The sequence below is a fragment of the Streptomyces sp. NPDC096323 genome (assembly GCF_040302845.1).
Taxonomy (GTDB): domain Bacteria; phylum Actinomycetota; class Actinomycetes; order Streptomycetales; family Streptomycetaceae; genus Streptomyces.
The window spans coordinates 343,429-363,458 of record NZ_JBEOSI010000007.1; the positions used below are offsets into that span (position 1 = coordinate 343,429).

General features: G+C 68.9%; 13 protein-coding genes. 10 read left to right on the forward strand and 3 right to left on the reverse strand.

Features of this window, described 5'->3' with window-relative positions:
* Positions 1 to 33: 33 nt before the first annotated feature.
* Complete coding sequence (locus ABTX18_RS21660) at positions 34 to 432, reverse strand: ATP-binding protein (protein WP_352124343.1); 399 nt, start codon at positions 430 to 432, stop codon at positions 34 to 36.
* 148 nt (positions 433 to 580) lie between these two features.
* On the opposite strand from ABTX18_RS21660, the gene ABTX18_RS21665 reads away from it, so the two are divergent.
* Positions 581 to 1,123: a GntR family transcriptional regulator gene (locus tag ABTX18_RS21665; RefSeq protein WP_352124344.1), complete on the forward strand. Its 543-nt coding sequence runs from the start codon at positions 581 to 583 to the stop codon at positions 1,121 to 1,123.
* Positions 1,120 to 1,899: a GntR family transcriptional regulator gene (locus ABTX18_RS21670; RefSeq protein WP_352124345.1), complete on the forward strand. Its 780-nt coding sequence runs from the start codon at positions 1,120 to 1,122 to the stop codon at positions 1,897 to 1,899. Before ABTX18_RS21665 ends, ABTX18_RS21670 begins: the two co-directional genes overlap by 4 nt.
* On the opposite strand, the gene ABTX18_RS21675 is transcribed toward ABTX18_RS21670, so the two are convergent.
* On the reverse strand, positions 1,900 to 2,478 hold the full coding sequence (locus ABTX18_RS21675) for a TetR/AcrR family transcriptional regulator (protein ID WP_352124346.1): 579 nt from the start codon (positions 2,476 to 2,478) through the stop codon (positions 1,900 to 1,902).
* A 117-nt stretch (positions 2,479 to 2,595) separates the two neighbouring features.
* Between ABTX18_RS21675 and ABTX18_RS21680 the strand changes: the two genes are divergently transcribed.
* The 6 genes from ABTX18_RS21680 (at position 2,596) to ABTX18_RS21705 (ending at position 17,006) form a co-directional block, all read left to right on the forward strand.
* Positions 2,596 to 3,462: an SCO6745 family protein gene (locus ABTX18_RS21680; RefSeq protein WP_352124347.1), complete on the forward strand. Its 867-nt coding sequence runs from the start codon at positions 2,596 to 2,598 to the stop codon at positions 3,460 to 3,462.
* 132 nt (positions 3,463 to 3,594) lie between these two features.
* Positions 3,595 to 4,341, forward strand: coding sequence for an HNH endonuclease family protein (locus ABTX18_RS21685; protein WP_352124348.1), 747 nt, complete (start codon positions 3,595 to 3,597; stop codon positions 4,339 to 4,341).
* Positions 4,342 to 4,494: 153 nt separating this feature from the next.
* Positions 4,495 to 4,866, forward strand: a complete 372-nt coding sequence (locus ABTX18_RS21690) for a hypothetical protein (RefSeq protein WP_352124349.1) — start codon at positions 4,495 to 4,497, stop codon at positions 4,864 to 4,866.
* The gene (locus tag ABTX18_RS21695; RefSeq protein ID WP_352124350.1) at positions 4,863 to 5,483 is read left to right on the forward strand and encodes a type 1 periplasmic-binding domain-containing protein; all 621 of its coding nucleotides are present in this window, start codon (positions 4,863 to 4,865) and stop codon (positions 5,481 to 5,483) included. The genes ABTX18_RS21690 and ABTX18_RS21695 overlap by 4 nt, the downstream gene beginning before the upstream one ends.
* 237 nt (positions 5,484 to 5,720) lie before the next feature.
* A complete protein-coding gene (locus ABTX18_RS21700) occupies positions 5,721 to 16,337 on the forward strand; it encodes a LamG-like jellyroll fold domain-containing protein (RefSeq protein WP_352124351.1) in 10,617 nt (3,538 codons plus the stop codon).
* 126 nt (positions 16,338 to 16,463) lie between these two features.
* Positions 16,464 to 17,006 (forward strand): hypothetical protein, encoded by a 543-nt coding sequence (locus ABTX18_RS21705; RefSeq protein ID WP_352124352.1) that lies wholly within the window; start codon positions 16,464 to 16,466, stop codon positions 17,004 to 17,006.
* Between the two features lie 200 nt (positions 17,007 to 17,206).
* On the opposite strand, the gene ABTX18_RS21710 is transcribed toward ABTX18_RS21705, so the two are convergent.
* Positions 17,207 to 18,409 carry a phage baseplate protein gene (locus ABTX18_RS21710; RefSeq protein WP_352124353.1) on the reverse strand — a complete coding sequence of 401 codons (1,203 nt, stop codon included), beginning with the start codon at positions 18,407 to 18,409 and terminating at the stop codon, positions 17,207 to 17,209.
* Between the two features lie 129 nt (positions 18,410 to 18,538).
* On the opposite strand from ABTX18_RS21710, the gene ABTX18_RS21715 reads away from it, so the two are divergent.
* Entirely contained in the window at positions 18,539 to 19,507 is a 969-nt protein-coding gene (locus ABTX18_RS21715) for a glycosyltransferase family 2 protein (protein ID WP_352124354.1), read from the forward strand.
* A complete protein-coding gene (locus ABTX18_RS21720; protein WP_352124355.1) occupies positions 19,504 to 19,905 on the forward strand; it encodes a GtrA family protein in 402 nt (133 codons plus the stop codon). Before ABTX18_RS21715 ends, ABTX18_RS21720 begins: the two co-directional genes overlap by 4 nt.
* Positions 19,906 to 20,030: the final 125 nt, after the last annotated feature.

The following is a 20,030-nucleotide window of genomic DNA, read 5'->3' on the forward strand; positions in this document are numbered from 1 at the left end:
CGGTGCCCTGTGCGGGATGTACCGGGGCCGCCGTCAGGCCCCAGAGGGCCTCTTGAAGGCCAGCCGCACTGTCTTTCCGACGACGTGGTGGTCGACGCCGAACTCCGCAGCCAGCTCGCCGACGAGGAACAGTCCGCGGCCGGAGCAACTGTCTTCGTCCGGATACTGAACAACCGGTCGGCCGCCGCCGCTGTCCCGCACTTCCAGGCGTACGAAGTCGTCATCGCCGCCGGTGTGCAGAAGGACGGCGAATTCTCTTCCCGGCGGGACACCGTGAAGCAGGGCATTGGTCGCCAACTCCGAGACGCAGAGCTTTATGTCCTCGATCAGAGGCGTGAGCTGCCACTCCGCGAGGACGTTGACGACGAAGTCGCGTGAGGCACCGACGGAACTGCGCCGTCGGGGGAAACGCCGTTGCTGCGACAGGGGCACGGTGGTTCACCGCCTTGCTCGTGGGCCGTAACGCGCTCACCGTACTGCTATTCGCGAATAGCGGCAAGGTGGTCTTTGGTGGCCGAATGGGTTCGCCTACCGTGTTCAGCAGCAGGACCTCTCGATGTCGGTGGTGAAGGAGCAGGTCATGGGTGAAGGCGAGTGGACCGGAGCGTCCGCCCGATACCTGGCGCGGCCTCTCCCGGGTGCGGGTGATGCCTGGGGGGCCGAGGCGGCAGCCGAGGGGCGGCGTGGCACGCAGCGGATCGTGCGCGCCGGAGAGGTGGTGGCCCCTGACCGGGTGGCCGACCTGCTGGGCGTGGGGCGCGGCAGCCGCGTTGTCGAGCGGCGCAGGATCATGTATCTCGACGACGTGCCGTGCGAACTGACCGACACCTACTACCCATTGGCGATCGCCGCAGATACGGGACTGGGCGGGACGGCCAAGATTCGTGGCGGGGCCGTCCGGCTGCTCGCCGATCTCGGGTATGTGGGTGTCCGGGCCGAGGAGCAGGTCGTGGCCCGTATGCCGTCCGGGGCCGAGCAGGCGTCGTTGGCCCTGGACGCCGGTGTGCCGGTCCTGGAGTTGACGCGTCGCACACTGGACGCGGACGATCGGCCGATCCAGGCCGACGTCATGGTGATGTCACCGCGTGGGCAGAAGCTGCGGTACGAGATCGGGATCGGATGACCGTGCTCGAAGCGGAAGGCGAAGGCGAGGACCGGCGCTCGCTCCATGAGCGGATCGCGGCCGATCTGCGCGACGAGATCATGTCCGGCGATCTGGGGCCGGGGGCCAGTCTCCCGTCCACGGCCCAGCTCAAGGACCGGTTCGCGGCCTCGAACGCCACCGTGCAGAAGGCCCTGCACCTGCTCAAGGACGAACGGTTGGTGATCGGCCGGCCCGGTGCTTCGGTGAGCGTACGGGAGCACCGTCAGCGCACCATGCGCCCCGCCGCCTACATGGCGCCAGCGGCTTCCGGAGAGCCCTACCGCTGGCTGTCCGAGGTCTCCGGCTCCGGTGTCCGTGCCCGCAGCACTCTGCTGGATGTGGCGGAAGAGGTGCCGCCGGCGGACGTGGCTGCCGCCCTGCGGCTTCAACAGGGCGGTCTCGCGCTGCTTCGGCGCCAACTCCTGTCCATCGATGACGAGCCCGCGGAACTCGTGGCCTCGTACTACCCGCTGGAGATCGCCGGCGGAACCGCTCTGGCCGAGCGTCGCAGGATTCCCGGCGGCACGCCCACCCTGCTCGCGGCGCTGGGGTATTCGCCGAGGCGCAGCGTGGACAGGGTGTCGGCGCGCGTGGCCACCCAGGAGCAGTACCGATCGCTGCGGCTCCCCGGCGACATCCCCGTGCTCCGCACCCTGCGTGTCGTCCTCGGTGATCGTGACCTGCCTATCGAGGCCACGGTGATGGTCAAGGCAGGGCATCTCTACGAGCTGGAGTACACATTCCTTCCCGGCTGATCAGGGCCAGTTGGGCCCACCCTGCGCGAAGGCCGGCGTGGCCAATGCGCGGAACACCTCCTCCGGGTCCCGGTCGCCCACGGCCCCGGCCAGGTTGCCGGTGAGCAGCAGGGTGGCGAAGCCGTGGGCCAGGGACCAGGCGGCCACGCCGGTGAGCCGGGCGTCGTCACCGCCGCCGGAGGGGAGGCTGTCGACGCCCGCGCGCAGTTCCACCGACGCCCGCTCCTTCGCCGCGATCAGGTCCGGGTCGCCCGTGCGGTAGAGGGCCGGCTGGAACATCACCTGGAAGTGCGCCGGGTGTTCGGCCGCGAAGCGTACGTACCGCACGCCGCGCTCCCGTAGGTCCGGCGCCTCGGCCAGGGCGTCGGCGAAGAGGGTGTAGCCCTCGGTGGCGATGGCGGTGAGCAGGCCGGTGCGGTCCTTGAAGTGGTGGGCGGGGGCGGCGTGGGAGACGCCGGCCCGGCGGGCCAGGTCGCGCAGGCTCAGCGCGGCGGGGCCCTCGGTGCGGATGACGTCGAGGGCGGCGGTGAGGACGGCCCGCCGGAGGTCGCCGTGGTGGTAGGTGCGGTCACTGCTCATGAACAGCAGCCTACGCGGAATCTAGTCATTGACAAGTTGGTGCGGTGGGGTGCAGTCTTGCTGCCGCAAGGGAATCTAGTCGGTGACTAGATCGAAGCGGTGACGGAAGGCGGAGACATGTCCGACGAGCTGGGTCGCGTACGGCAGCTGTGGCACCTGCTGGAGCCCCTGCACGCTGTTCTCTATTACGCGCCGGAGGCCTTCGAGGAGGCCTCGGCGCTCGGGTACGCCGTCGACGAGCGCTGGCCGAGCTACTTCGCCTGGCGGGCGGCGCCGCTCGGGGAGGCGTCGGCCGGCCGGGTGGCGGAGACCTTCTACAGCTTCAGTCCGCGGATGGTGGACGCGTACGTCCCCGCCATCTGGTCCGTCGCCTCGCCGGACACCGTGCTCGCCGCCCGGCGACGGGCCGTCGACCGTACCTACCGCACACTGCTGGGGGAGTCGGTCACCGCTCCGGAGACGGCCGAGACCGCCGTGCTCCTGCGACGCGTCGCGCAGGCCGCCGACACGGCGGACCGCCCGCTCGCCGCCGCGAACGCCGCACTTCCCTGGCCGGACGAGCCGCACCTCGCGCTCTGGCACGCGGCGACCGTCCTGCGCGAACACCGCGGCGACGGCCACCTCGCGGCACTCGCCGACGCGGAGCTCGACCCGGCCGAGGCGCTGGTCTCGTTCGCCGCCATCGGTGCGGCCCGCCCGGAGGTGTTCGCGAGCCGGCGGTGGAGCGACGAGGAGTGGTCGCAGGCCCGCGAACGCCTCGCGAAGCGTGGCCTGTTGGCGGGCGACGGTACGGCGACGGAGGCGGGCCGGGCGCTGCGCGCGGAGGTCGAGCGGCGCACGGACGAGGCGGCGGCCGCCCCGTGGCGGGTGCTCACCGATGAGGAGCGGGAGCGGCTCGTCGAACTCCTGGGCCCCCTGTGGGTGGCGGCGATCGGGTCCGGACTGCTGCCGTCGGAGACGACGCTGGGGATCGGCAAGGTGTGATTCGGGCCGCATCCGGAGGGCAGGGACGCCATGAACGGGTCCCGGCGGGGAAGGAATCCATAGGATTCCCGGGTTGGTTCGGCTTTCTCCCCGTCAGGACGGCTTCGAGTGATATCTCCGCGCGTGTGTCGAGTGGTCGTGCCCGCCCTGGGTGTGGCGGCGGTCCTGGCCCTGACCGGCTGCGACCCCGACCAGGTGGCCTCCGGTGACGGCGGCTCGAGCGGCGGCGGCCGGCCCGCCACCGGCTTCGGCGCCAGCCCGCTGGACAACCCGGACGGTACGAAGCCGGGCCTCGCCCCCCTCACCTCCGACACGGACCGCGCGGCGGCCCGGAAGATCATCGAGAAGGTGGCGACCAAGGGGCGCGGCCCGAAGACCGGCTACGACCGGGACGAGTTCGGGTACGCCTGGAAGGACTCGGTCGACGGCATCCCGCTCTCGCGCAACGGCTGCGATACGCGGAACGACCTCCTGAACCGCGATGGCCGCAAGGTCAGGTTCCGTGACGGTTCGGACTGCGTGGTCGTCGCCATGACGCTCATGGACCCGTACACCGGCTCGGCCATCGAGTGGCGCAAGCGGCAGGCCGCCAAGGTCCAGATCGACCACGTCATGCCGTTGTCGTACGACTGGCAGATGGGCGCCGCCCGCTGGAACGAGGCCAAGAGGCAGCAGATCGCCAATGATCCGTTGAATCTTCTCCCGGTCGACGGCCCCGCCAACAACGCCAAGCGCGACTCGGGCCCCGCGTCCTGGCTGCCGCCGTACAAGCCGGTGCGTTGCTCGTACGCGCTGCGCTTCGCCCAGGTCTCGCTGAAGTACGAACTCCCGGTGACCGCCGCGGACAAGAAGGTCATGCTGGGGCTGTGCGGCGGGTGAGGCAGTCCGCCGCCCCTCGGGCCGGGAGCCTGCTGTCCCGGACCTGTCACGGAGCGGTGTACTCTACGGCGTCCGAATCCAGCGGGCGTCTGTGCGAACGGTCCGAGCCGCTCCACGCCGGGCCGCCCGCGTCGCTCCCTTAAGGAACACAGCGTGCAGCCTGCTGCGCCCCACGCCGTCGAGGCCGGTCCGCGTTCACCGCTCGCGATGGTGATGACGGCGACGCCCCGTCTCCTGCTGGCCGCGGTCCCCGTGGTCACGCTGGGCATGCTGTCCTTCGTGCCCTCTCTCGTCATCGCCGCCCGGCGGCGGCGGGCCGGTGACTGGGCGGCGTTCGCCGGTTTCGCCGCCACCAACGTGGCCTGGGTGCTCTGGGCGGCGCTGACCCCGGAGGAGACGCGGGGGGCGGAGTTCGCGGCGGACCTGCTGCTGGTTCTGGTCAGCACGCTGGGCGCCGCGGCGCACGGCCTGCTCGCCGGGCCTTCGTGGCGGATGTCGCGCCCGGGCGTAAAGGACGAGGCATGAGGACCCGGCGTACCTGGCGGGGCAGGACACCCGCACTTCAGCGCCGGACGCCTCGTGTGCGGACGCTCCTCGCGTCGGCGGCGGCTCTCTTGCGCGGGCGCCGCGGCGCTTGGGCGGCGGGAGGGGCGCTGCTCGCCGTCTGCGCCCTCGTCGCCGTGTGGGTGTTCAGCGGCGAGGACGAAGCGGCGGGCCCGCCGGACGCCAGGGCGCGTCAGTACCAGGACGTGGACGCGTGCCTGCTCACCGGCGAGGACGGCATCAAGGCGGGCACCCCGGCCGCCGCCGCCTGGAAGGGCATGGAGGCGGCCTCCGGGGACACGCGGGTCCGCGTCACCCATGTTCCGGTCATGGGCGAGCAGTCGGCTGCGAACGCGCTTCCCCACCTGAACGGCCTGATCCAGCGGGACTGCGAGGTCGTGCTGGCCACCGGCCGGGCCCAGACCCAGACCGTACGCAAGGCGGCGGGCAGCCATCCGCAGGTGCGGTTCGTGGTGGTCGGATCCGAAAGGGAGGGCCGGGCCGCGGAAGCCGGCAACCTCACCGTGGTCGCACCGGGCGACGAGGTGCCGGACGAGGTCGCGAAGGCCGTCCGACGGGCAGTCAACGTCGTTCAGTAGCAGGCGAAGTGGCCCGACACGAGCGATGAGATAAACATCGCATAAGATCACCCGGGAATTGGTGGATCTCCTGTCGGTGTATGGGGCAATCTCGCGAGGCCATATATAGGCCTTGAAGAGAAAGCAGCTCCAATGCGTGCTCGATGGCGAAGACCATCATCGTTGTTCCCCCCAGGCCCCGTCGGGCGACGCAGGGCGCGAGGCACGGCAGTCGCCGTGCTCGTCTCGCTCTCGTGCATGCTGACGACCGAGACGGCGTCCGCCACGGGTCAGACCCTTCCGGCGCTCTCGATGCCGGAGATGTCCTTGTCGGGGCTGTGGAAGTGGCTGGACGAGTCGCCTCTGCACACCCCCGAGCAGGAGAGCGGCACCGCACGCGGCAAGAGCCACACCGCCACCGCGGACCAGACCAGCGGCAAAGTCGCGGTCGGCCACAAGGCAGGCAAGGGCAAGGGCGAACTCGACGCCTACACCCGCGCCGACGACCGCCCCGGTACGGCGGTCACCGACTCCGTCGCCGGCAATGCCAAGAGCTTCGACGCGAGGACGAGCAAGCGCAACGCGAAGAAGTCCACGGCGACCTCCGACTACTTCGTCAACGCCGACGGATCGACGACCGTCCGCCATTACGCGGGCCGGTCCAACTTCAAGGGCACCGACGGCACCTGGAAGCCGATCGACACGGACCTGACGAAGGAGAAGGGCGGCAGGCTCCAGCAGGCCGCCAACTCCCTCGACGTCGAGTTCGCCCCGGACGCGGGCGACCAGCAGCTCGCCTCCATCGACTTCGGGGCGGGCCGTAGCCTCGCCTACTCGCTCCGAGGCGCGAAGAAGGCCACCGCCACGGTCGACGCCGACAACACGGCGACGTACGCCGATGTCCTGCCGGACACCGACCTGCTGCTGTCCCCTCTGGCCGAGGGGTTCAAGGAGCGGCTGGTCCTGCGGTCGGCCGACGCCCCGAACTCCTGGCTGTTCCCCCTCGATGTCCAGGGGCTCACCCCGCGCATCGCGGACAACGGCGACGTGGAGTTCACCGACGGGGACGGGGAGGTGACCGCAATCATTCCCCACGCCTTCATGGAGGACTCCAGGATCGACCCCCGCTCCGGCGACGCGGCGATGTCCCGCGCGGTGACCTATGAACTCACCACCGCCGACGGCAAGCCCGCCCTGCGCCTGACCGCCGACCGCGCCTGGCTGGACGACCCCGCCCGCGCCTACCCCGTCACCGTGGACCCGACGGTCACCGCCGGCAACACGACCTACGCGCAGAGCACCATCGGTGGTGACCACTCCACCGAGAACCAGATCAAGGTCGGCAGTTACGACTCCGGCACCAACAAGGCGAACTCGTTCCTCCAGTTCTCCTCGCTGGGCACCACGCTCAAGGGGCAGCGCGTCACCGCGGCCACCCTCAACGTGTACGCGATCTGGTCCGCCACCTGCACCGCCGAGCCGTTCTCGGTGAGCCCGGTGACCGCGTCCTGGACCCCGTCCGGTGTCACCTCCTACCCCGGCCCGGCCTACGGCGCCGCGATCGGCAGCGCCACGGTCGCCCCCGGTGCCTCCTGCAGCAACAACGCCGGCGGCACCAACGACCTGAGCGTCGGCGTGAAGATGCCGGTCAAGCTGTCCACCGGATGGTTCGACGGCGTCGCCACCGGCAGTGCCAACTACGGCCTTGCCCTGACCGCGCCCACCGCCGACGGGCTGCACTGGAAGAAGTTCCACTCCGACAACAGCACCACCGCGGCCTTCCGGCCCGCGCTGGACCTGACCTACACGCCCAACACGGCGCCGCAGATCAACGCCCAGTACCCGCCGGAGAACCACCAGTCGAACACGCTCCAGCCCGAGCTGCTCGTCTACGCGAGTGACGCCGACAAGTGGCCGATGGCCGCCCTGACGTACGCCTTCGAGGTGTACGACGCGGACAGCGACAGCACCACCCCCGTCGCCACCTCGGGCATCATCAGCAAGAGCAGCTGGAAGATACCCGCCGGCAAGCTCAAGTGGAGCAAGAACTACGCCTGGTACGTCAGTGTCACCGACGGATACGACTCGGTGATGTACTCGGCGAGCCGGTTCGCCACGGCGGTGCCGCAGCCGCCGGTCACCTCGGGCCTCTCCCAGAACACCGACGGCCACGAATTCGACCCGAGCGACGCCAACTACACCACCGAGGACACCGACGCCGAGGTCGAGGTCGTCGGCCCGTCCCTGTCCGTGGAGCGCTCGTACAACAGTCGCGACCCGCGCACCGACGGCGCCTTCGGCGCCGGCTGGGCGACGGTCACCGACATGACGGCCGTGGAGGTGAAGGACGGCGCAGGCACTCTCACGAGCGTCGTGATCACCTACCCGGGCGGCGAGCAGGTCGCCTTCGGCCGCAACGCCGACGGCACCTTCGTGCCCCCGATGGGGCGGTACGCCAGGCTGGCGGCGGCCGCGTCGGGCGGCGGATACACGCTGACCGACAAGGACTTCACCGCCTATGGCTTCCAGCAGGCGGTGACCGGCCGGACCGGCGCGTTCGCGATCTCCTCGATCAAGGACTACGCGAACCGGGCCGAGACCTTCACGTACACGAGCGGCAAGCTCAGCAAGGTCACCAACACCACGTCCAACCGGTCACTGTCCTTCACCTGGCAGACGCCCACCGGGGCCACCGCCCCGCACGTGTCGACCGTGACCACGGACCCCGCCAAGGCCGGGGACGCGAGCACCGCCCAGGTCTGGAACTACGGCTACACCGGCGACCAGCTCACCAAGGTCTGCCCGCCCGCCGACCCCACCAAGTGCACGGTCTACGGCTACGCCACGGGCAACCACTACCGCACCACCGTCATGGACGCGGACCCGTTCGCGTACTGGCGGCTGGGGGAGACCAGCGGCACGGTCGCGAGCGACACGGTCGACATCAACCAGGGCAGGTTCAACGGCCTCTACCGCAACGTGACCCTCGGCGGGACCGGTCCGCTGACCGGCTCCACGCAGAAGGCCGCCACCTTCAACGGCACCACGTCGTACGTCGAGATCCCGAGCGCTCCCGGCGCCACGCCCTCGTACACGACGGTGTCGCTGTGGTTCAAGACCACGCAGGCGGGCGGTGTCCTCTTCTACTACGGGGACAAGCCGCTCAGTGACGCGGACCCGGTCGCGAACACCACGAAGAACACGCCGGCGGTGTACGTGGGCACGGACGGCAAGCTCCGTGGCTGCCTCGCCATGTCTCCGGGATGCATGACCACGATCGCCTCCACGGCCACCGTCACGGACGGCAAGTGGCACAACGTGGCCCTCACCGGAGCGGCGACCACGCAGACGCTCTACCTCGACGGTGCCAAGCAGGGCAGCCTGGCCGGCACCATCAACGACTGGGAGCAGCCCTACATCTCCTTCGGTGCCGGGGTGAACACCGACGGCTGGCCGGCCATGAACGCCTCCGACAAGCTGGGGCACTACTCCGGACAGCTCGCCGAAGTCGCCGTCTACACCGAGGCGCTCGACCCGTCGGTCATCACCGCTCAGTACCTCGCGGCCACCCGGTCCGCGGGACTGCTCAACAAGATCACCACGCCCAACGGAAAGACCCAGTCGGCCGTCACCTACGGCACCACGGACGACCTGGTCGTCCAGGCCACCGACGGCGACGGCGGCACCTGGAAGCTGAACCCCGCCACGGTCACCGGCTCGTCCCAGGTCTACCGCTCCTCGGTGATGGGGTCGGCACCGGCCGGCTACTGGCGCCTGGACGACACCCAGGGTGCCGCTCAGGCCGCCAACGAGCTGCACACGGGCTTCGGCACGTACAACAGCGTGACTCAGGGCGTGGCCGGGCCGTTCGGCTCCGGTGACGTCACGGCGGCACAGTTCAACGGCACCAGCTCGTACGCGGAGGTCCCGTACGGGACCTGGCACGCCAAGGGCGACCGGTCCGTCGAGCTGTGGTTCAAGACCGCGAAGCCCGGCGTGCTGGTGGCCGACCAGGCCAAGGCCGTGAATGACGCGGCCGGGGCGAGCGGCCCCATCAACCCCGTCCTCTACGTCGGTGCCGACGGCAAGCTCCGCGGCCACTGGTACAGCGCTTCCGGGTCGGCCGCCACGGACTTCGGGTCCAAGGAAAAGGTCGACAACAACGTCTGGCACCACGCGGTGCTCTCCGCGACCGGCACCACCCAGACACTGTTCGTCGACGGCGTCAAGCAGGCCGACTTCACCGGGGCGCCCAACGACCAGACGAACACCCGCACCTTCATCGGCGCGGGCTTCGCCAAGGGCTGGATCAGCGCCCCGGCCGACGTCAGCTACTTCACCGGTTCCATCGCCGAGGTCGCCGTGCACGCGGCCGGGCTCACCGAGGAGCAGGTCGAGCAGCACTGGTCGGCGTACAAGGCATCCGCGGGCGTCGCCCCGGTGCGGACGGTGAAGCTCACCGACCCCACCGACAAGACGCTGACCTACGTGTACGACGCGGAGATGGGCAACCGTCTGCTGACCGCGATCGACACCAACGGCAAGCGGACCACGTACGGCTACGACACGGCGGGCTTCCTGCGCACCGTGACCGACGCCAACGGCAACCGCTCGATCACCGGCCACGACATCCGCGGCAACACCGTCTCCCAGACCATGTGCCAGGACACGGCCGCGGGCAAGTGCGCCACCGACTACTACACGTACTACCCGGACTCGACCACGGCGTTCCCGCCGATGGACCCGCGCAACGACCTGGTGCTCACCGAGCGCGACGGCCGTTCCTCGGGGCCGACGGACAACACCTACCTGACCAGCTACGTGTACGACACGGCGGGCAACCTCACCTCGGTGACGACGCCGCCGGTGCCGGGCCACCCCGACGGGCGGACCGCCACCACCACGTACACGACCGCCACCACCGCGGCGGCGGAGGGCGGCACCGCGAAGGCGCCGGCCGGACTGGTCGCCGAGGTGGTGACACCGGGCGGCCGGAAGACCGCGTACTCCTACTTCGCCAACGGTGACGTCGCCGAGACAACCGACGCCAACGGGGCGAAGGAACGGAGCACATACGACAACCTCGGACGACAGCTGACCAGGACCGAGGTGACCGACGCCCAGCCGGGCGGCCTCACCACGACGCTGACGTACGACAAGGACGACCAGGTCCTCACCGAGACCGACCCGCCGGTCACCAACCGGGTCACCGGCGCCGTCCACACCGGGCGGACCAGCACGGTCTACGACGCCGACGGCAACGTCTCCTCGCAGACGATCGCCGACCTGACCGGCGGTGACGCGCCCCGCGCCACCTCGATCACGTACGACGCGTACAACCGCATGGCGTCGAGGACCGACCCGGGCGGCGACACCACGTCGTTCGAGTACGACGTGTACGGGAACAAGGTCAAGGAGACCGACCCGGCCGGCAACGTCAACACCTACACCTTCGACGGTGAGGGCAGGCCCCTCACCACCAACCTGCTGAACTACACGGGCGACCCGGCGAACCCGTCGTCGCCCACGACCCTCGTGCAGGAGTCCCGGGCGTACGACCCCGCGGGCCGTCTCGCGTCGATCACGGACGCGATGGGCCACGTCACGGCGTACACGTACACGGACGACGGTCTCGCCGCCACGGTGGTGCGAAAGGACCCGGCCAACGGGCTCTCCTTCACCGAGGAGTCCAACACCTACGACGCGGCCGGCAACCTGATCAAGCAGGTCACCAACGACGGGCAGACCGTCTCCACGTTCACGGTGGACGCGTCGGACCGCACCACGTCGTCGGTCATGGACCCGGGCGGCCTCGCCCGGACCACGAAGGTGAGCTACGACCCGGACGACAACGTCGTATCGGAGACCGACCTCGACCCGGCCAACGGCCGTACCAGCACCGAGGACACGCTCTACGACAACCTCGGCAACGTCACCGGATCCACCCTCCACGACGGCACCACCGCACCGGTGGCCCGCTGGAAGATGGCCGAGACCAGTGGCCTCACGGCCGCGGACTCCTCCGGCGGCAACAGCACCGCCACCTTCGGCAGCGGGGTCACCCGCTCCACGGAGCGCGGCGGCTCGGCCGTCTTCGACGGCACGGCGAACGCCTACGGCCAGACGAAGGGCGCGGTGGTCAACACCGGCGGCTCCTTCACCGTCTCGACGTGGGTCAAGCTGAACTCCACCGCGGCCAACAGCACCTTCCTCGCGCAGGACGGTGAGACCGCGAGCGGCTTCCAGCTGTACTACTCCACGGCCTACGGCTGGACGTTCAACCGGCACGGCTCGGATATGTCGGGCCCCACCATCGCGCGGGCCAGCTCCGGCACCTCGGCGGTGACCACCGGCACCTGGACACACCTGACGGGTGTGTACGACCGGGACGCAGCCCAGATCAGGCTGTACGTCAACGGGGTCCAGTCCGGCACCTCGACGGCGTTCACCACGCCCTGGGACGCCACCGGTCCGTTGCAGATCGGCCGCAGGCTCGCCAGCGGCACGTACGCGGAGAACGCCAACGGCTCGCTCAACGACATCCAGGTCTACGGCGAGGCGCTGACCGCGACCCAGGTGGCCGCGGTCAAGGGCGGCACGCTGCCCGCCGCGGGCAGTTCCGTCCGCACCTCCAGCTGGAAGCTGGACCAGCGCGGACTGCCGCTGTCCATGACCGACGAGAACGGAGTCACCACCGACTACGGCTACGACGAGGCGGGTCAGCAGACCAGCGTCACCGAGCCGGCCGTCAGCAGCGAGACCGGAGGCGGCACTCCAGTGACCGTCCGGCCGGTGTCGATGACCGGCTACAACACGTTCGGTGAGGACACCGAGTCATCCGACCCGCTGGGCAACGTGGTGACGACGGCGTACGACGCCGAGGGCCAGGAGTCCTCGACGACGATGCCGGACTACACCCCGCCGGGGGCCTCAACCCCGATCACGGCCGTGACCTGGAACGAGTACAACAAGCTCGGTCAGGTCACCGCCGAGGTCGACCCGCTGGGCAAGCGCACCGAGTACACCTACACCCAGCTCGGCGACCTGGCCTCCGTCAAGGAGCCCGGCGGCGCCACGACGCGGTACACGTACACCGCCAACGGCGACCAGCTCTCGGCCGTACGGCCCGGCGGCGCCCGCCAGGAGACGACCTGGGACTACCTCGGCCGCCCGGTCACGGACACGGACATCGTGCGCCAGCCGACCGAGCGGGCGTACACGTCCATCAACGAGTACAAGGCGCCCGGAGGTGAACTCTCCCGGACGGTCAGCCCGACCGGGGTGAGCGAGTCCTACAAGTACAACGTCCTCGGCGAGACGACGGAGGTGACCGACGCCGCGGGCGCCACCAGCCGCTTCACGTACGACATGGACGGCCGGCCGCTCACTTCGGTGGACGCCGACGGCACCAGCACCGCCAACACCTACGACGGCTACGGCCAGCTCACCGCCACGAAGGACCTGGACGCGACGGGCAAGGTGCTGCGGACCAGCAGCTCCACCTACGACCGTGCGGGCAACCCGAAGTCGGTGACCGACTACCGGGGCCACACGGTCACGCTCACGAGTGACGCGACGGGCCTGATCACCAAGGCCGTCCAGCCGGTCTCGGAGACCGAGTCGATCACCACGACCTTCGGCTACGACGCGGCGGGCAACCGCACGCGCTTCACCGACGGCCGCGGCAACGCCTTCCTCACCACGTACAACGCGTGGGGCATGGCGGAGAAGGAGATCGAACCGTCCACCCCGGCCCATCCGGACCTCGTGGACCGTACTTTCACGATGATCTACGACGCGGCGGGCCGGCCCCAGGAGCAGCGCTCCCCGGGCGGGGTCGTCGTCACCAACGAGTACGACGACCGCAGCCGGCTGGTACGCCAGCACGGCACGGGCGCGGAGGCGGAGACCACCGACCACACCTACACCTATGACGAGGACGACCAGGTCACCTCGGTGGCCGGCACGGACGAGGAGAAGAACACCTTCTCCTACGACGACCGTGGTCTGCTCCTCTCGGCGAACGGCCCCTCCGGCACCTCGTCCTTCGCCTACGACGGCAACGGGGCGATGACCTCGCGCAAGGACGCGTCGGGCACGTCGACCTTCGGGTACGACACGGCGGGCCGCCTGAAGACGGCGGTGGACGGTGCGTCGGGTACGTCGATGACGTACGGCTACGACACCGAGTCCAACGTGACGTCGATCGAATACGGGCAGGGCAAGGGCAGGCGTGACTTCTCGTACGACTCCCTGGGCCAGCTCACGACGGACAGGCTGACGTCACCGACGGGCAAGTCTCTGGCGTCGTTCACGTACGGCTACGACCTCAACGGCAACGAGACGTCGAAGACGACGACGGGTGTCGCCGGGGCCACCACGAACACGTACACGTACGACTGGGCGAACCGCCTGTCGTCCTGGAACAACGGGAGCACGACCGAGCAGTACGGCTACGACGCGTCCGGCAACCGGACCCGCGTGGGCGGTGACACCTACACGTACGACGCCCGCAACCGTCTCACCTCGGACGGGCAGAACACGTACACGTACACCGCGCGCGGCACGATGAGTTCGGTCACCGACGAAGGCGGTGTGCAGACCTCGGTGAAGGCCGACGCCTTCAACCGTGTCATCAACGAGGGCCAGCGGACGTACACGTACGACGGCCTGGACCGGACGCTGAAGGCGAGCGACGGCCAGGGCGGCACGATGTACGACTTCGCGTACAGCGGGGCCGGCAACGACGTGGCGTCGGACGGCGGTACGTCGTACAGCCGCAATGTCGACGGTTCGCTGATGGGCATCAAGTCGGCGATGGGCTCGGTGCTCGCGCTGACCGACATCCACGACGACGTGGTGGGTCAGTTCACCGCGGACGGCGAGGCGCTGACCGGCTCGACCACGTACTCCCCGTTCGGGAAGGTCGAGCAGTCGACGGGCATGGTCGGACACCTCGGCTACCAGTCGGGGTGGACGGACCCGGAGACCGCCAAGGTCAACATGGCGGCGCGCTGGTACTCACCGGAGACCGGCCAGTTCAACAGCCGCGACACGGTGGGCATGAACCCGCTGCCGACGTCGGTGTCCGCGAACCGGTACGCGTACGCGGACCAGAACCCGATGACGGCGACGGACCCGACGGGTCACTGGCCGAGCTTCATCGACAAGGCGATCAAGAAGGTCAAGAAGAAGGTCAAGAAGGTCGCGAAGTCGGCCTGGAAGAAGACCAAGAGCGCTGTCAAGAAGGTCGCGAAGAAGGTCAAGGCCGCGGCCAAGAAGATCAAGAAGGCGGTCAAGAAGGCCGTCAAGAGGGCCAAGCGTGTGGTGCGGAAGGCCGTGCACTACGTGGCCGACAGCGTCAAAAAGGTCAAGAGATACGTCAAACGCACCTATAAGCGCGTAAAGAAATACGTCCACAAGGTCGTCAAGCACGTCAAAAAGGCGGTCCGCAAGGTCGCCAAGGCTGTCAAGAGTGTCGCGCACAAGGTGGTGAAAGCCGCCAAGAAGGTCGGCAGGGCCGTCAAGAAGGCGGCGAAGGCCACAGCCAACTTCGTGAAGCAGCACGCGTCGACGATCGCCTCGGTGGCGGTCGGCGTGGTGGTCTTCGCAGGCTGCACAGCGGCGACCGCCGGCGCAGGCGTCGTCGCCTGCGGCATGCTCGCGGGTGCCGCCGCCAACGCGGTCGGCTACGCGATGAGTGACGGCCCGAAGACGCTGGCCGGCTTCGCGACCGCGGTCGGCGTGGGAGCCGTTACCGGCGCCCTCGGCGGCGCGGCCGGCGGTGCGGCCTCCGGCGCGGTGGGCCGTCTGCTCGCCGGTGTCGGCGGCAAGGCGCTGAACGGCGCGGCGATGGGTGCCGCGGGCGGCGCCGCGGAAGGCGCGGTCGGTTACGGCATCTCCTGCGTGACCAGCGAGGAAGGCTGCAGCGTCTCCGGCGCGGCGAAGGCCACGGCGGTCGGCGCGGTGACGGGTGGTGTGTTCGGCGCGGCGGCCGGCAAGGTCGGCGGGGGTGGTTGTCACAGCTTCACCGGCGCGACGCCCGTGGTTCTGGCGAACGGCATGGCCAAGCCGATCTCGGAGGTCAAGACCGGAGACTACGTCCTGACGGCCGAGCCCGGGAAGAAGGAGAAGGAGGCCCACAAGGTCACGAAGGTCCACGTGACCACGCACGACCGTGACTACGTGGCGCTGACCGTGTCGACCAAGGACGGTCAGCGAACCCTCAACACCACGGCTCTCCACCAGATCTACGAATCCACGTCGAAGACCTGGACGCGGGCCAAGGACCTGAAGGAGGGCGACAAGCTACAGACGGGGAACGGTGAGCCCGCTGTCGTCTCGGGCAACCAGCAGTACAGCGACAACACGGTCACGTTCGACCTCACCGTGGACGGCCTGCACACGTACTTCGTGGAGGCCGGAAACACCCCGATCCTTGTGCACAACTGCAAGTTCCGGGATCGTGCGCGAGAGATCTGGGGTGCCGAACCCAGCGAGTACGTCAGGAAGAACGTCAGTACGGTCGCCGTGGTGCGGGCGCAGACGCCGCACGGGCCTGTGGACCTGGTCGCGGCGAGCGGTGACGGTTTCACCCCTGCTCAGATGTCGGTTCCGCTCCGCACGAAGGCCTCGTCTCCGGACGGTGTTCCTGAGATGCGGGTGCCGAATATCAAGGGGACCGACGCGGAGCAGAACGCGTTTCTCTATATGAAGGCGAACGGGTACGGACTCATCGCCGGAGGTGCGTCCAGAAACGTATGTCGAAGTAAATGCCTGCCATGGATTCAACAGTTCGGTGGAGCCATGAGAGGCAACGTCTTCAAGGGCAACGGAAAGACCACGACGCGACAGCAGAGCTTCGAGCACAACTAGTCTGCTGTTAGCGCGTTGCAGGGCGGGATCTCCTTTAAGGGGTTCCCGCCCTGCGGCGTATACTGCCAGCACTCACATCACCGCGACCGTCCTGCGCCATCAGGGCCTGGGGGAACAATGTTCATTGTGGAAGACGACGTCAAGGCCTGTCTCGAGAGCGGCGGCGCCGAATCGATGCGTATGTACAGTGCGGCCTGCGCCGAGCGCATGGCCCAGATCTTCATCGGTCACCGATCCGCCGACACCGACCGGCAGGAGGACGTCGACCTCTACGTCGAAATTCTCCAGCGACTCTGGAACCCGGATGATGCGATGGCTGATTTTGCCGATGTGGTCTCCCGGATCGAGGCTTTTCCGGAGATGCAGCCCACTGACACCGGACTGACGGATTCCGTTGATATTCATTGCTTCTACAGTGCGCTCACTCTCCGGCATGCGGTCCTGGCGGTCGGAACGGGTGATTCGGCCGAAGCAGTGAATTGCGGCCATGTGGCCCTGACGTCCATGTTCCAACTGGAACAGAACACGGAGGGCGCCGACTTCTACGAGGACGAGAAGGCGTGGCAGCGTCGGTCGATCGATTCCGTCGAGGGGGCGAACGACGCGGGCCGGTTCCGGGCCGACTGCGCCGCGGCGGGCCTCGGGCGCCTCGAGGCGGTGCGGAGCTGAAGGCAGCCGGTGACGCGTGTCCGGGGTGTGGCTGGTGCCGCTTCACCGAACGGTCTGTCAGATCAGCGCGGGCTGCCGGAATGCGGCAGCCCGTGCTCCCTTCGTGCGGCGGATTGCCGGGCGCGGGACCAACCGGTCCGGCGCCGCGGCAGTTACGACGACGACATGGGGCGCCGTGTCGTGAGCTCGCAGGCTGAGAATCAGGAAGGCTGAACGAGCCCCGCCTTGCCGTAGATGCTCGCCACCCGTGAGCCCGCCTCTCCCGAGGCGAAGCCCATGCCGATACGGAATACCCCGGGCTTGGCCGGGTCCGGGATGTAGACGCCGAGGCCCTCCGGCTCGCGGTAGTCCAGTGTGTACGCGGCCGCGGTGTGGGCGGGGTTGACCGTCACCTTGAAGGGCGTGGGGGGCGCGGGGTCGTACGCGCCCGTGGTGAGGTTCACCGAGGTGATGAACGTGTTGCCGACGCCGGGCTCGGAGATCACCAGATCCTGGCCGTCGATGTTCTGGACGGAACCGTAGCTGTTGCCGTGCAGCATGTAGAGGTACTGACCGACGACGGCGTACCCCTGGAGGAACGGGCGGCCGTAAGTAGTGAGAGGCCAGCCCTCAACCGTCGTGATGTTCAGCTCGCGGACGCTCGCGAGCGGCTGGCTCCAGATGCCGAGGCGGGCCAGATCCAGGTCGTGGACCTGGAAGATCATCACGCCGTCCGTGTCACGGAAGCGGATGGCGAGCCGGCCGTAGACCGGGTCGACGGAGGCGGTGTACGTCGTGGCGCCCGGGACCGGCTCGTACATGGTGAGCCCGGACGAGCCGGAGTCGAGCACCTGGCCGTTGACGAAGGGGAAGCGCGCCAGGCGCCTGCCGCGGCTGGTCGTCCTGGTCGGGTCGTCCGGGTGCACCGGGTCCGCGACCTCCTGGCCGTCGGCCTCCGTCCACAGATAGGCCTTGCCGCCGACCGGTTCGACACCGATGCTCATGCCGTGCCCGAAGCCGCGCAGGTACATGTACCCCAGCGTGTTGCCTGACATGTCCCACTTGGTGATGGTCAGGTCGCCACGCCGACTGCGATCGACACCGCTTACCGGGGCGGACTCACCCGCGAGTTTCAGACCGCCCTGCGTCACCTGGGCCAGGTAGATGTGGCCGTTGGCGTTGTCATAGCCGAACGACTGGATGATCGTCGTGTCACGGGTGGGCTTCTCCCGTATCCAGTTCTCCGACGCGCTGTTCAGGTCGAGCCGGGGCGAAGGCACCAACAACGCCGAACCCGGCGTGGGATGGGTGGCGGCGGAGGCCGTGCCGGTGCCGATGGTGACGCCGGCGGCGGTGAGCGCGCCGGCGCCGCTCCACGCGAGCAGGGAACGGCGGCTGGGGTGAGGGAACCTGTCATGGGTCATAGCGCCTCATCCAAGCGGCAGAGGTGATCACGCTCAAGCCCTGCCCGGTCAGGACCAGTTCATCCAACCGTCGCACCCACGCCACACACATCAACCGCTCCCGACACTTTGACCGGCTGATGTACATTCGTGCTGATCTCCCTGGTGGTGCCCTGCTTCAACGAGGAAGAAATCCTCGAACGCTTCCATGAACGCGTGACGGACGAGATGACCCGCCTGGGCCATGCCTTCCAGCTCGTGTACGTGGACGACGGGAGCGCCGACCGGACGCTGCCGATCCTCCAGGAGCTGGCCGCCGCCGACCCCCGGGCCCGCTACGTCTCCTTCAGCCGCAACTTCGGCAAGGAGGCCGCCATGCTCGCCGGCCTCCAGCACGCCGAGGGCGACGCCGTCGTCATCATGGACGCCGACCTCCAGCACCCGCCGGAACTCGTCGGCCGCATGCTCCAGGAGCACGCACAGGGATACGACCAGGTGATCGCCCGCCGCACCCGCAAAGGCGACCGCGTCACCCGCACCCTCACCGCCCGCGCCTACTACTGGCTGATCAACCGCCTCGTGGACGTGGAGCTGGTCGACGGAGTCGGCGACTTCCGGCTGCTGTCCCGGCGGGCCGCCGACGCCGTACTCGAACTCACCGAGTACAACCGCTTCTCCAAGGGCCTCTTCGCCTGGGTCGGCTTCCCCACCACCACGTTCAGCTACGAGAACGCCGTCCGCGAGCAGGGCCGCTCCGCCTGGACCTTCGGCAAGCTCCTGAACTACGGCCTCGACGGACTCCTCTCCTTCAACAACAAGCCGCTGCGCGCCGCCCTCTACCTCGGCATGCTCCTGACGTCCCTGGCCTTCGCCTACGCCGCCTGGATCGTCGGCGTCGCCCTGGTGAAGGGCGTCGACACCCCCGGATACGTCACCCTGCTCGTCGTCCTCACCGCCCTCGCCGGCGTCCAGATGGTGATGATCGGGGTGGTCGGGGAGTACGTCGGCCGGATCTACTACGAGGTGAAGCGCCGCCCGCACTTCCTGGTCAAGGCCACCAACACCCAGGCCCGCAGGCCGGCCCCGGAGCCGGAACCCAGGGAGTTCGTACGCCGATGACGGTCAAGGCACAGATGGCCCGCTTCGCCCTCGTGGGCGCCGTCAACACCGGCACGTACTACGGCTGCTACCTCGTCCTGCTGCACCGGCTGCCGTACATAGCCGCGCACGTATTGGCCTTCGTCCTGAGCATGACCGGGTCGTTCTTCCTCAACTCGTACTTCACCTACCGCACCCGGCCCACTTGGCGGAAGTTCCTCCTCTTTCCGCTCACCAACGCCGCCAACTTCGTCATCACCACCGGCGGCGTCTACCTCCTGGTCGACCTCGCCGGATTCAGCAGCCGGTACGCCCCACTGGTCGCCGCGGCCGCCGCCATCCCCATCACCTTCGTCGTCTCCCGCACGATCATGCTGCGGCCCGATACCCCGCAGAAACCGGCCGAGCGGGTCGGCTGAGCCGGGCCGCCGGCAGCCCACATCCCCAACTCCTCCCGAATCGTTGGTCGAATCAGTGGCCCGGACCGGTTTCACTCCTTAACATCGATCACCGCAAGGCCTTGTGCACCGCCGCACAATCTCCT

Bases quoted from the DNA above. Each gene is read 5' to 3' on its own strand.
- ABTX18_RS21665 (WP_352124344.1), top strand. From the start codon at position 581: ATGGGTGAAGGCGAGTGGACCGGAGCGTCCGCCCGATACCTGGCGCGG.
- ABTX18_RS21670 (WP_352124345.1), top strand. From the start codon at position 1,120: ATGACCGTGCTCGAAGCGGAAGGCGAAGGCGAGGACCGGCGCTCGCTC.
- ABTX18_RS21675 (WP_352124346.1), bottom strand. From the start codon at position 2,478: ATGAGCAGTGACCGCACCTACCACCACGGCGACCTCCGGCGGGCCGTC.
- ABTX18_RS21680 (WP_352124347.1), top strand. From the start codon at position 2,596: ATGTCCGACGAGCTGGGTCGCGTACGGCAGCTGTGGCACCTGCTGGAG.
- ABTX18_RS21695 (WP_352124350.1), top strand. From the start codon at position 4,863: ATGAGGACCCGGCGTACCTGGCGGGGCAGGACACCCGCACTTCAGCGC.
- ABTX18_RS21700 (WP_352124351.1), top strand. From the start codon at position 5,721: ATGCTGACGACCGAGACGGCGTCCGCCACGGGTCAGACCCTTCCGGCG.
- ABTX18_RS21710 (WP_352124353.1), bottom strand. From the start codon at position 18,409: ATGACCCATGACAGGTTCCCTCACCCCAGCCGCCGTTCCCTGCTCGCG.
- ABTX18_RS21720 (WP_352124355.1), top strand. From the start codon at position 19,504: ATGACGGTCAAGGCACAGATGGCCCGCTTCGCCCTCGTGGGCGCCGTC.